General features: G+C 43.2%; 13 protein-coding genes. 8 read left to right on the forward strand and 5 right to left on the reverse strand.

The window, feature by feature from the left end; translation table 11 throughout:
- Positions 1 to 11: 11 nt before the first annotated feature.
- Positions 12 to 1286: an HlyC/CorC family transporter gene (locus HKI82_RS04200; RefSeq protein ID WP_171137298.1), complete on the reverse strand. Its 1275-nt coding sequence runs from the start codon at positions 1284 to 1286 to the stop codon at positions 12 to 14.
- A gap of 100 nt (positions 1287 to 1386) precedes the next feature.
- Entirely contained in the window at positions 1387 to 2181 is a 795-nt protein-coding gene (locus tag HKI82_RS04205; protein ID WP_102940496.1) for a cytochrome C assembly family protein, read from the reverse strand.
- A 246-nt stretch (positions 2182 to 2427) separates the two neighbouring features.
- Here HKI82_RS04205 and ffh point away from each other — a divergent pair, with 246 nt between their 5' ends.
- The 5 genes from ffh (at position 2428) to rplS (ending at position 6061) form a co-directional block, all read left to right on the forward strand.
- Positions 2428 to 3813, forward strand: a complete 1386-nt coding sequence (ffh, locus tag HKI82_RS04210) for a signal recognition particle protein (protein WP_102940495.1) — start codon at positions 2428 to 2430, stop codon at positions 3811 to 3813.
- 251 nt (positions 3814 to 4064) lie between these two features.
- The gene (rpsP, locus tag HKI82_RS04215; protein ID WP_102940494.1) at positions 4065 to 4313 is read left to right on the forward strand and encodes a 30S ribosomal protein S16; all 249 of its coding nucleotides are present in this window, start codon (positions 4065 to 4067) and stop codon (positions 4311 to 4313) included.
- 27 nt (positions 4314 to 4340) lie between these two features.
- Positions 4341 to 4895 carry a ribosome maturation factor RimM gene (gene rimM / locus HKI82_RS04220; protein WP_102940493.1) on the forward strand — a complete coding sequence of 185 codons (555 nt, stop codon included), beginning with the start codon at positions 4341 to 4343 and terminating at the stop codon, positions 4893 to 4895.
- A 25-nt stretch (positions 4896 to 4920) separates the two neighbouring features.
- Positions 4921 to 5667, forward strand: coding sequence for a tRNA (guanosine(37)-N1)-methyltransferase TrmD (trmD, locus tag HKI82_RS04225; RefSeq protein ID WP_171137299.1), 747 nt, complete (start codon positions 4921 to 4923; stop codon positions 5665 to 5667).
- A gap of 40 nt (positions 5668 to 5707) precedes the next feature.
- A complete protein-coding gene (gene rplS, locus HKI82_RS04230; RefSeq protein ID WP_102940491.1) occupies positions 5708 to 6061 on the forward strand; it encodes a 50S ribosomal protein L19 in 354 nt (117 codons plus the stop codon).
- A 105-nt stretch (positions 6062 to 6166) separates the two neighbouring features.
- Here rplS and degS read toward each other — a convergent pair whose 3' ends face one another.
- The 3 genes from degS to zapG all read right to left on the reverse strand — a co-directional run bounded on the left by degS (position 6167) and on the right by zapG (position 9487).
- Positions 6167 to 7228, reverse strand: coding sequence for an outer membrane-stress sensor serine endopeptidase DegS (degS, locus tag HKI82_RS04235; RefSeq protein WP_102940490.1), 1062 nt, complete (start codon positions 7226 to 7228; stop codon positions 6167 to 6169).
- Between the two features lie 308 nt (positions 7229 to 7536).
- On the reverse strand, positions 7537 to 8904 hold the full coding sequence (locus tag HKI82_RS04240; protein WP_102940489.1) for a Do family serine endopeptidase: 1368 nt from the start codon (positions 8902 to 8904) through the stop codon (positions 7537 to 7539).
- A gap of 142 nt (positions 8905 to 9046) precedes the next feature.
- A complete protein-coding gene (gene zapG / locus HKI82_RS04245; RefSeq protein ID WP_102940488.1) occupies positions 9047 to 9487 on the reverse strand; it encodes a Z-ring associated protein ZapG in 441 nt (146 codons plus the stop codon).
- Positions 9488 to 9638: 151 nt separating this feature from the next.
- Between zapG and zapE the strand changes: the two genes are divergently transcribed.
- The 3 genes from zapE to rpsI all read left to right on the forward strand — a co-directional run bounded on the left by zapE (position 9639) and on the right by rpsI (position 11791).
- Entirely contained in the window at positions 9639 to 10742 is a 1104-nt protein-coding gene (gene zapE / locus HKI82_RS04250) for a cell division protein ZapE (RefSeq protein WP_171137300.1), read from the forward strand.
- A 212-nt stretch (positions 10743 to 10954) separates the two neighbouring features.
- Positions 10955 to 11383 carry a 50S ribosomal protein L13 gene (gene rplM / locus HKI82_RS04255; RefSeq protein ID WP_020330462.1) on the forward strand — a complete coding sequence of 143 codons (429 nt, stop codon included), beginning with the start codon at positions 10955 to 10957 and terminating at the stop codon, positions 11381 to 11383.
- A 15-nt stretch (positions 11384 to 11398) separates the two neighbouring features.
- On the forward strand, positions 11399 to 11791 hold the full coding sequence (gene rpsI / locus HKI82_RS04260) for a 30S ribosomal protein S9 (protein WP_042480501.1): 393 nt from the start codon (positions 11399 to 11401) through the stop codon (positions 11789 to 11791).
- The last annotated feature ends 110 nt before the right edge of the window (positions 11792 to 11901 follow it).

An 11901-nucleotide genomic window follows, 5' to 3' on the forward strand; every position in this document is an offset into this window, starting at 1 on the left:
AGGAAAGAGGTTTACACTTTCTTCTGTTTGCGAGGATGCACTCGAACCAGCTTAATTCGGTTCTCTTCCAGCTCAACAATTTCCATCGGATGATTGGCTACTTTGACGCTAATTTGGCTTTCTGGGATCTCTTCAAGATGCTCCAGAATCAAACCGTTAAGTGTTCTTGGGCCGTCAGTAGGAAGTTTCCATTTTAGACTCTTGTTTATATCACGAATGTTTGCACTGCCTTCAATCAGGAAGCTACCGTCACCTTGTGGCGTAATTTCTTCTGATAAGCTCGGTGCAATAGATGTGGTAAATTCACCCACAATCTCTTCCAAAATATCTTCTAGAGTAATCAAACCGATAATGTCGCCGTATTCATCAACCACCAGACCGATACGCTCTTTATTACGTTGGAACTTAAGTAGCTGAACGTTTAACGGTGTACTTTCGGGAATGTAATAAATTTCATCAGCAGCACGCAGGATGATCTCTTTGTTGAGTTCGCTTTTTTCTAACATAAAGCGAGAGGCTTCACGCAAACGCAGGATACCAACAGCTTCATCAATTTGGTCACGATACAGCACCACGCGTCCGTGAGGAGAGTGGGTTAGCTGACGAACAATCGACTTCCAATCATCATTGATGTTGATTCCCGTAATTTCATTACGTGGAATCATAATGTCATTCACAGTGACGTGCTCAAGGTCAAGAATCGACAACAGCATATCTTGGTGACGACGAGGAATAAGGCCGCCCGCTTCGTTTACGACTGTGCGAAGCTCTTCAGAACTGAGGTGATCATCACCGCTACTTAAGTTCTTTACACCCAATAGACGAATAAAACCATTGGTAATGAAGTTAACGAACACGACCAATGGTGCAAAAACTTTCATCAGTATTGTCAGTAACACACTGCTTGCGTAAGACACCTTCTCAGGGAATAACGCGGCTAATGTTTTAGGCGTGACTTCAGCAAAGACAAGTACCACAAGAGTCAAAATACCAGTTGCAATCGCAACTCCGTAGTCACCGTATAGACGCATACCGATAATCGTCGCGATCGCAGAAGCGAGAATGTTGACGAGGTTATTACCGATAAGAATTAGGCCAATAAGACGATCTGGACGACTAAGTAATTTCTCAACTCGTTTTGCACCTTTGTGCCCAGTGTTGGCGAGGTGCTTTAAACGATAACGGTTGAGAGACATCATGCCTGTCTCAGAACCGGAAAAATAGGCAGAAATAACGATAAGACACGCAAGCAGCGCAAATAAAATACCCGTAGAGATATCGTCCAAAACGATCTTTTTCCTTATAACAGATTTAGGTAAATAAAATTTAGTAATTAATGGATTACGACAAGCGGGAAGTCAAATAAGACAACTCGCGAATGTTTACTCAGCTCAGGATTATTTCTCTGACAAATCGGCTACCAAAGTAAGCCAAAGTCAGTAGTGTTGCGCCAGCAACTGCAAACCAAGTGACTTTTCTTCCTCGCCAGCCTTTCTGGTAATGACCCCAAAGTAAAATGGAGTAAACCACCCAAGCAATAAAAGAAAGTATCGCCTTATGAGCTTTGCCTTGGGCAAACATATCCTGAACAAAAAACCAACCAGTGATAAGAGTACCAGTTAGTAGCAAGTTGCCAATCAGAATTATCTTAAACAGTTGGCGTTCAACCATCAGCAATGGTGGCAAATTAGGGTTAATTGCTAAAGCTTTTTTCTTTTTCAATTTGTAATCAAGCCAAGCTAGCTGCAACGCATAGAGTGCACCAATAGACAGTGTCGAGTACGAAAACAGAGCCAGTGATATATGAACAAGCAGTTTAGGATCGTTTTCCAAGTGTGTAATGAAAGTGCTTGGTAGGAACGTGGCAGCCGATACATTGATGGCTGAGAAGCTATACACAACAGGCAACAAGAACCATAAGCGAGTTTTAAACATCGCTACGCTCATGACTAGAGAGATAATAAAACTGATCAGTGAAGCAACGTTGAGCATACTCAAGTTTTGCCCAGAGGCGTTGATAATCAGATCTCCGAGCAGCCAAGCATGAAAAACAAGTGCTAAGAAAGCAGAAACAAAAACCGATTTTGCTCTTATACCTGTGTGGTTGACTAGGCTAGGCACTATGGTTGCGATCGATAAAACGTACATTAGAGTGGCAACGATAGCGATTAAGTTATCCATACTTCTCACATAAATGGCTGCTGAATTAACGAATTATACATTGCATAACCCTAATGAGCTACGGTGGATCTTGATTGATTTTTGAGAGTTGAGATCTCACAAAGTTAACCCAATCTAGAAGACAAACCTCAATGTTCCCAGTTATAGAGATGTCTGCGTTCCCAGTTGTGGGGATTAGGGTATGCCTATGGACTTGGCTAAGGTATACTCACAACAATTAATCGCCGTACCGCGAAGAGAATAAAGATGTTTGAGAATTTAACGGATCGACTATCCAAGACGCTGAAGAATATCAGCGGCAAAGGACGTCTTACAGAAGACAATATTAAAGAGACCCTGCGAGAAGTTCGTATGGCGCTATTGGAAGCTGACGTTGCACTTCCTGTAGTTCGTGATTTCGTAAACCGTGTTAAAGAAAGCGCGGTAGGTGTCGAAGTTTCTAAATCGCTGACCCCAGGCCAAGAGTTCATCAAGATCGTACGTAGCGAACTTGAAAAGGTTATGGGTGAATCCAACGAAGCGCTTAACTTAGCCGCTCAGCCACCGGCTGTTATTCTGATGGCGGGTTTACAAGGTGCAGGTAAAACAACCAGCGTTGGTAAACTGTCTAAGCTATTAAAAGAGCGCGATAAGAAGAAAGTGCTGGTGGTTTCTGCCGACGTTTACCGCCCTGCGGCGATCAAACAGCTAGAAACTTTGGCCACTGATCTTGGTGTTGATTTCTTCCCGTCTTCCGCAGACCAAAAGCCAATTGATATCGCGAATGCGGCTATTGATCATGCGAAGAAAAAATTCTATGACGTATTGATTGTCGATACTGCCGGTCGTCTTGCTATCGATGAACAAATGATGGCGGAAATCAAAGACCTTCATAAAGCAATCGATCCTGTTGAAACGCTGTTTGTTGTCGATGCCATGACTGGTCAAGATGCGGCAAACACGGCTAAAGCATTCGGTGATGCACTGCCATTAACGGGTGTGATTCTTACCAAAGTCGATGGTGATGCTCGTGGTGGTGCAGCTCTGTCTGTACGTCATATCACAGGAAAACCAATTAAATTCTTGGGTGTGGGTGAAAAAACTGACGCTCTAGAACCATTCCACCCAGATCGTGTTGCTTCCCGAATTCTAGGTATGGGTGACGTACTGTCACTGATTGAAGACCTACAACGTAATGTTGACCAAGAGAAAGCAGAAAAACTGGCTAAGAAGTTTAAAGAGAAAAAGGGCTTCGACTTAGAAGACTTCCGTGAACAACTTGGCCAAATGAAAAACATGGGTGGCATGATGGGAATGCTGGACAAGCTTCCAGGCATGTCTCAGCTTCCAGCGGGTGTTAAAGATAAAGTTGACGATGGTATGTTCAAACAGATGGAAGCCATCATCAGCTCAATGACGATGAAAGAGCGTCGCAACCCTGATTTGATTAAAGGTTCTCGTAAGAAACGTATAGCGTCAGGTTCTGGTGTTCAGGTGCAGGACGTTAACCGCCTATTAAAGCAATTCACTCAGATGCAAAAGATGATGAAAAAAATGCAGAAAGGCGGCATGAAAGGCATGATGCGCAACATGCAAGGCATGATGGGCGGAATGGGAGGCATGGGCGGAGGCGGCGGTTTCTTCGGTCGCTAAATGAGTCCTTACCTCGATTTGTTAAGTTGAGAATATTGATTGTTTAAAAATCGTTCTCAATTTTTCAAAGTGTTATCAAGGTCACGGTAATTTATCCCTGCTTTTGGTGGTGAAAAATTAGCTAAAAACCTTGCAATGCCTCGGAATAAGAGTAAAATTCCGGGGCTTTATTTTGGCACGAGACCCCAAGCTGTTTTATCTAAGACGGTTACTGGGGTTAATTTTATTTTTGAGAAAGCAAAGAGGACGACATGGTAACCATTCGTTTGGCACGTCACGGCGCTAAGAAGCGTCCATTCTATCAAATCGTTGTTGCAGACAGCCGCAACGTAGCTACTGGCCGCTTCATCGAGAAAGTAGGTTTCTTTAACCCTACTGCTACTGGTCAAGAAGAAGGTCTACGTCTAGATCTAGATCGCGTGAACCACTGGGTTTCACAAGGCGCATCTCTATCTGACCGCGTAGCTAAGCTAGTTAAAGACGCTCAAAAAGCGGCTTAATTCTTACATTTAGTGAGTAACTAGTTTATGTCGATGAAAGGTAAAGAAACAATGAGCAAACAAAACGAGAGAATTGTTGTAGGCAAGTTTGGAGCTACTTACGGCATTCGTGGTTGGCTTAAGGTTTTTTCCTATACAGACAATCCGGAAAGTATTTTTGATTACGCCCCGTGGTTTGTTAACCACAAGGGTGAATCAGTTGAATACAAAGTTGAAGGTTGGAAGCGCCACAATAAAGGTCTTGTAGTAAAACTAGAAGGTCTTGATATTCGTGAAGATGCGCATCTGCTGACTAACTTTGAAATCTCAATTGATCCCGCTGTACTACCTGAATTGCCAGAAGATGAGTTCTACTGGCGCGAATTGTTCGGCATGCAAGTGGTAACCACTCAAGGCTACGACCTTGGTAAAGTTACTGACATGCTAGAAACAGGCTCGAACGATGTTCTCGTAGTTAAAGCAAATCTGAAAGATGCTTTCGGACAAAAGGAACGATTAATTCCGTTCCTTGAAGAGCAAGTGATCAAGAACATTGATCGCACTGCTCAACGGATCGAAGTTGACTGGGATCCAGCGTTTTAACTCTAAAATATAAGGCAAAGAACACATGTGGGTTGGCGTTATAAGCCTATTTCCTGAAATGTTCCGCAGCATTACAGATTTTGGAGTCACAGGCCAAGCGGTTAAAAAAGGGTTGTTGTCTGTTGATACATGGAATCCTCGCGATTTCACTCACGACAAACGTCGCACTGTCGATGATAAACCCTACGGTGGTGGTCCTGGTATGTTGATGATGGTACAGCCTTTGCGCGATGCCATTCATGCTGCCAAGCAAGCCGCACCGGGAAAGACGAAAGTCATTTATCTCTCTCCTCAAGGTCGAAAACTCGACCAGAAGGGAGTTGAAGAGCTGGCTACAAATGAAAACCTTGTTCTTATTTGTGGTCGTTACGAAGGGGTAGATGAACGCATTATTGAAGCTGAAGTTGACGAAGAATGGTCAATTGGTGATTTCGTAATGACGGGTGGGGAAATCCCAGCCATGACGTTGATTGATTCGGTGTCTCGGTTTATTCCGGGTGTACTTGGAGATTTCGCGTCAGCAGAAGAAGATTCTTTTGCTAATGGCTTGTTAGATTGCCCGCACTATACGCGTCCTGAAGTGTTAGATGGAAAAGAAGTACCTTCGGTACTGAAATCCGGTAATCACGAGGACATTCGTCGCTGGCGACTGAAATCGTCGCTAGGCCGAACTTGGTTAAGACGTCCGGAGCTCCTGGAAAACCTAGCTCTGACTGACGAACAGGAACAATTACTGGCTGAGTTCATTAAAGAAACTCGGGATAACCAGTAACCTATTAAATTTAGTATCAGTTTATTCTAGGAATTTAAAAATGAGTAACATCATCAAAGCTCTTGAGCAAGAGCAAATGAAACAAGACCTACCTAAATTTGCACCAGGTGACACTGTTGTAGTTCAAGTTAAGGTAAAAGAAGGTGATCGTGAGCGTCTACAGGCATTCGAAGGTGTTGTAATCGCTATCCGTAACCGTGGTCTACACTCAGCATTCACTGTACGTAAGATTTCTAACGGTGAAGGTGTTGAACGTACGTTCCAAACTCACTCTCCTGCTATCGGCGGAATTGAAGTTAAACGTCGCGGTGCAGTACGTCGTGCCAAGTTGTACTACCTGCGTGAGCGTTCTGGTAAGTCTGCTCGTATTAAAGAGAAACTTGCTAAGAAGTAATACTTCATATCGCATTCTCATAGAAAAAGCGGAGCCAATTGGCTCCGCTTTTTTATGTCTTAAATTCTAAAAGATAAAACAGAAGCGAATCGCATCGAGGCTTCGCTATTCACGGGTGTCTTCTGAAATGGTAACAGGCACGGTTATTTCCTCGCCTTTACGCAGTAACGTAAAGTTGGCAACCGTTCCCGGTCTAAGATTCGTAACCAGATCCATCACGCTCTGGCGGCCATTAATTTTTTGATCGTCAATCTTCAAAATAATATCTCGTGGTTCAAAGCCAGCTTTGGCAGCAGGGCCATTAGGATCAACGGCCAAAATGACGATTCCACCAATATGTTCACTTCCCAATAAACGCGAGGTAACAGAGTTAATGTCTTGGCCATCAACACCTATGTAGCCGCGTATTACACGTCCATCCGCAATAATCTTTTCCATGATGGTATTGGCAAGGGAATAGGGGATAGCAAATGAAATTCCATAGGTTTCTAAATCTGTAGCCTGTTGAAAAGACGCGGTATTGATACCAACCAGTTCACCCTGCGTATTCACAAGAGCACCACCTGAGTTACCTTCATTGATAGCGGCGTCTGTTTGAATAAAAGCTTGGCGACCATCAGCGCTGATTGAAGAGCGGCCAGTAGCGGAGATAATGCCAAATGTGGTGGTTTGCCCTAAGTTGTATGGGTTACCTATAGCTAGTACAACATCACCTACTTTGGCTTGATAATTCGGGTTAAGTGGAATTACAGGTAGGTTATTACCTTCAACGCGCAACACGGCGATATCGGTTCTTCTGTCTTTACCTACCAGTTGAGCTGCTGCCACTCGACCATCTTGCAGCGCAACGATAATTTGGTCTGCTTGAGCGACAACATGATAGTTAGTAATGATGTAGCCTTTATCACTGACGATAACCCCTGAGCCCAGCCCTTGAGTCGATAACTTATTGCGATCATTTTCTGAGTATTTACGGCTATAAATATTAACCACAGCGGGGGCCGCTTTGCTGACTGCACCGTTAAATGAGATTTGCAGTGAAGTAATATCGACGGATGCGTTACTGCGTTTAGGAAGGATGTTTTCACGTAAAGATGGCATTGCGGCAATGATGATAGCAGCAGTAACCAAGCCTATCACAACAGAACGAAGCAGAACTTTAAGCATAAATTCCCCAAAATCAACGCAGCTATATCCTTGTTTCTTGAATGTACAGTGGTGCTAATTATGTTCATTTTCCCGATAACATTATGGTTCATGGTATTAGGGAATCATTCACTTGCTGTGTACCTGCAATATCAAGTTGTTTGGTTATAATCGAGTGAGTTTTAAATAGTTGTATCCCAAGGTGTTTGGGTTCGAGATCTAGAAACGAAGAATAGCATTACCAAGCTAAATAACAAAAGGACCACATCAAATTGTGGTCCTTATAAGTATTGTATTAACAGTTGTGCTTTAGGTTTTATCGAACCTTCTTATCGAACAACTAGGTAGATTGTGCGATCACCTCGTTGAATGTTTAGAGCAAGGATACTTGGGTTTTTATCCATAATTGCTCGTAAATCCGCGATATTTTTTACACGTTGTCTGTTCACACCAATAATGATGTCATCGGTCTGAAGTTGATAACTTGCCGCTGGAGAGTCTTTCGCAACACTTGTTACTTTTACACCCTCTATAGAGTCGCTTGCTGTAGTGTTACTTAATTCAGCACCTTGTAACCCATGGTGTAGATTGTCTGCCTTAGTTTTCGCGTTGGTTGCTTCGCCTAGCGTCACTTCGTAAGTTTTTTCTTTACCTTCACGAATGACACCCAGTTTGATGGTTTTTCCTGCACCCAATGTAGCTACTTTCGCACGTAATTCAGAGAAGGTTTCTATCTTCTTACCATTTACAGAAACAACAATATCACCCGCTTTAAGACCGGCTTTATCTGCCGCACTGTCTGGCACTACTTGGCTAACGAAAGCGCCTTTAGTTGATGAATAGCCCATTGCTTCAGCGAGTTCAGAAGTGACTTCACCACCTTGAACACCGAGCATGCCGCGTTTCACCTCACCGAATTCAAGAATTTGGCTGGTGAGGTTTTTCATCATATTAGACGGGATGGAGAAACCGATGCCCACGTTTCCGCCGTTAGGACCAAGAATCGCAGTATTAATACCAATCAGTTCACCATTGAGGTTTACTAATGCGCCGCCTGAGTTACCGCTGTTGATCGCCGCATCGGTTTGAATGAAGTTTTCGAAGTTTTCAATATTCAAACCACTTCGACCAAGAGCTGAAACAATACCTGAGGTAACTGTTTGACCAAGACCAAATGGGTTACCAATCGCCACCGCAAAATCGCCGACGCGCAATTGATCCGAATCTGCAATCTTAATTTGCGTTAGGTTTTCTGCTTTTTCTAGTTTCAGTAGCGCAATGTCAGACATTTCATCGCCGCCAACAAGCTCTGCATTCAGTTCTCTGCCATCGTGCAGCTTGACGCGAATTTTTTCTGCATTGTTTATTACGTGGTAATTAGTCACAACATAGCCTTTACCCGCGTCAATAATGACGCCAGAACCTAGCGCTCTAAACGGGCGCTCCTGCATCTGTTCAACGGGGAAGTCTGGACCAAAGAAAAATCGGAACTGTTCTGGAACTCTTTGTCTAGAGACTTGAGTACCTTCTACGGCAATGCTTACCACTGCTGGTGTGACTTTCTCGAGCATTGGTGCCAAGCTAGGCATTTGCTCTCCGTTCACAGATAAAGGCAGTGCTGCAGTAGCAGGCATTGGTGCAATGATAGAACTTAAGCTTAAGGATAGGACCGTTAAAGCAAGCAAAGGTTTTTTCATCATGAAACTCCTCATTGATAAGTATCTGGTCGTGATTAATATTTGTGCTAAATATCAAACTTCAACAGACTCAGTGAGAGTTATGACTCAAAAACCTTTTTAAAGTTCACTAGAGATTGGTTGTTATCAATATGAGTGTCAATTAGCTCGCTTTGACATCGATAACATCTGAAGAACGGAGAATGGTTTTTTCTTCATTCTTTAATAGGCCAGTAGCACCTAAAGCGTAATCTTTTGGCTGCTCTTCTAACGTATCATCTGAGCTGCTTTCATCTTTTTGTTGAGCAATCTGTTTAACAAACGGATTATCTTGCTCAGGAAGATTTGGAAGTAACTCGCTAGAGGTCTTAGACATATGCTGATAAAGCTTGGTGTAGTCTTTACCAAGTGTATCGAGCATTTCGGCAGTTTGGGCAAAATGATCAGCGAGTTCTTGACGTTGTTGTTCAAGTGCATACTTTGCACTGTCTAAATCTTTCTGTAAGGATTTCTGTGCCTTATATTGAGGCGTGGTTAAACGAGAAATCACAACGCCGGCTACAAGACCGACTAACAATCCAACAATCGCATAAATCCAAGGCATAACAGCTCCTTATTGTTGTTATTTAACATGTTTTTCACCAGCTGGTTACACATGCGCACGTCTCATGGTACTATGACTCCCCGAATGGATAAAGCAAAAAGCATGTGCTCTACATTGCAGTTTCTTCCCCTCTTTCTTTGAGCAGATAGTCATGACTCCGAAGCAGCGATACGAACAAGATTTAAAAAGGTCTGATTTTCAACAAGATGAAGCGCAAGCTATGGCTGTAAATGCCCTAGATAACCTTTATCACCAGCTTATTGATTACCTGAACACGCCAGTGGTCAAACCATCTCGCTGGCAAAAATTACTGGGAAAAAAGGAAGAGAAACCCGAATTACCGAAAGGTTTGTATTTTTGGGGAGGAGTAGGGCGCGGTAAAACGTATCTGATGGATACATTTTTTGATGCTTTGCCAACAGATAAAAAAATGCGAGTGCATTTTCATCGCTTTATGTATCGGGTACACGATGAATTAAAACTGCTTGATCATGTCAGTGACCCACTGGAGTTCATCGCGGATAAGTTCAGCAAAGAAGCTGTGATTATCTGCTTTGACGAGTTTTTTGTATCTGATATTACCGATGCAATGATATTGGGCACTCTATTTCAAGCCTTGTTCCAGCGTGGCGTTGTATTAGTCGCAACGTCAAACATCCCACCTCATGACCTATATAGAAATGGCCTGCAACGTGCCCGTTTCTTACCTGCTATCGCTCTGATTGAAAAACATTGCCATGTTTTGAATGTTGATAGTGGAGTGGATTATCGTCTAAGAACATTGCAACAAGCTGAAATTTACCATTATCCGCTCGATGCCAAGGCTTCAGAGAACCTTGATAAATATTATGGGCAGTTAGCGGGCAGTGAAAAGCCGAAACAGCATCAGATAGAGATTAACCACCGCACCATTGATGTGATTGAAGCTAATGATGGTTTGCTCTATGCATCATTTGAACAACTGTGTCAGACGGCTCGAAGTCAAAATGATTATATTGAGTTGTCAAAACTCTACCACACAGTGTTACTTGCTGAAGTTAAACAGATGGATCGCACCATTGATGACGCGGCGCGACGCTTTATTGCATTGGTTGACGAGTTTTATGAACGAAATGTAAAGCTGATTATTTCTGCTGAAGTTCCACTTGAGGAGCTTTATACTCATGGTCAGCTAGAGTTCGAATTTAAGCGTTGCCAGTCTCGTTTAATTGAGATGCAAAGCCATGATTACCTAGCTCAGGAACACTTAGCGTAAGCCTTACCAAATTGATAAGGAAAAATGACTTTTTTGTATAAAAAGAGGTGATTTTTCCTTCACTCTTCTTTATAATCCTGCGACCCACCGTTACTGCAGGTCTTTTTAGGCCGGGAGTACCACCCACTCGAAGGGGTGTTGTCTGGGCTCTTAGACAGTGGGAGCAATTTGCTCCTTTAAGTGTAAATTTTAATTAACGGGTTATTATTAGCATGAAAACATTCGTTGCTAAACCAGAAACTGTAAAACGCGACTGGTATGTTGTAGACGCTGAAGGTAAAACTCTAGGCCGTCTAGCAAGTGAAATTGCATCTCGCCTACGTGGCAAACACAAAGCTGAATACACTCCACACGTAGACACTGGTGATTACATCATCGTTGTTAACGCGGAGAAAGTTGCTGTAACTGGTAACAAAGCTAAAGACAAAATGTACCACCGTCACACTGAATTCCCAGGTGGCCTAAAATCTTTCAGCTTCGAGAAGCTGATCGAGCGTAAGCCTGAGATGGTACTTGAGCTAGCGGTTAAAGGTATGCTTCCAAAAGGTCCTCTAGGCCGTGCTATGTACCGTAAGCTTAAAGTTTACGCAGGCGCTGAGCACAACCACGCTGCTCAACAACCTAAAGTACTAGACATCTAATTGGGGATATCGGAAATGGCAGAGAATCAATACTACGGCACTGGCCGTCGCAAAAGCTCAGCTGCACGCGTTTTTATTAAACCAGGCAGCGGCAACATCGTAATCAACAAGCGTAGCCTTGATGAATACTTCGGTCGTCCAACTTCTCGTATGGTTGTTAAACAACCTCTTGAGCTAGTTGAGATGGTAGAGAAACTAGATCTATACATCACTGTTAAAGGTGGCGGTATTTCTGGTCAAGCAGGTGCTATCCGTCACGGTATCACTCGCGCTCTTATGGAATACGATGAATCACTACGTCCTGCACTACGTGCGGCTGGCTACGTTACTCGTGACGCTCGTTGCGTTGAACGTAAGAAAGTTGGTCTACGTAAAGCACGTCGTCGTCCACAGTTCTCAAAACGTTAATCTTTCTTTATTGGAAGATGTTCGTTGGTCCAGTTTTACTGGATTGGGAAAAAAAAGCTCGGCTTATGCCGGGCTTTTTGTTTTTCTTCGCCTATGAAAAATTTCATTTA

This window comes from Vibrio plantisponsor, assembly GCF_013041605.1.
Classification (GTDB): domain Bacteria; phylum Pseudomonadota; class Gammaproteobacteria; order Enterobacterales; family Vibrionaceae; genus Vibrio; species Vibrio plantisponsor.

Excerpts from the sequence above, each read along its gene's own strand:
- HKI82_RS04205 (WP_102940496.1), bottom strand. The coding sequence starts at position 2,181 with ATGGATAACTTAATCGCTATCGTTGCCACTCTAATGTACGTTTTATCG.
- ffh (WP_102940495.1), top strand. The coding sequence starts at position 2,428 with ATGTTTGAGAATTTAACGGATCGACTATCCAAGACGCTGAAGAATATC.
- rpsP (WP_102940494.1), top strand. The coding sequence starts at position 4,065 with ATGGTAACCATTCGTTTGGCACGTCACGGCGCTAAGAAGCGTCCATTC.
- rimM (WP_102940493.1), top strand. The coding sequence starts at position 4,341 with ATGTCGATGAAAGGTAAAGAAACAATGAGCAAACAAAACGAGAGAATT.
- trmD (WP_171137299.1), top strand. The coding sequence starts at position 4,921 with ATGTGGGTTGGCGTTATAAGCCTATTTCCTGAAATGTTCCGCAGCATT.
- rplS (WP_102940491.1), top strand. The coding sequence starts at position 5,708 with ATGAGTAACATCATCAAAGCTCTTGAGCAAGAGCAAATGAAACAAGAC.
- degS (WP_102940490.1), bottom strand. The coding sequence starts at position 7,228 with ATGCTTAAAGTTCTGCTTCGTTCTGTTGTGATAGGCTTGGTTACTGCT.
- HKI82_RS04240 (WP_102940489.1), bottom strand. The coding sequence starts at position 8,904 with ATGAAAAAACCTTTGCTTGCTTTAACGGTCCTATCCTTAAGCTTAAGT.
- zapG (WP_102940488.1), bottom strand. The coding sequence starts at position 9,487 with ATGCCTTGGATTTATGCGATTGTTGGATTGTTAGTCGGTCTTGTAGCC.
- zapE (WP_171137300.1), top strand. The coding sequence starts at position 9,639 with ATGACTCCGAAGCAGCGATACGAACAAGATTTAAAAAGGTCTGATTTT.
- rplM (WP_020330462.1), top strand. The coding sequence starts at position 10,955 with ATGAAAACATTCGTTGCTAAACCAGAAACTGTAAAACGCGACTGGTAT.
- rpsI (WP_042480501.1), top strand. The coding sequence starts at position 11,399 with ATGGCAGAGAATCAATACTACGGCACTGGCCGTCGCAAAAGCTCAGCT.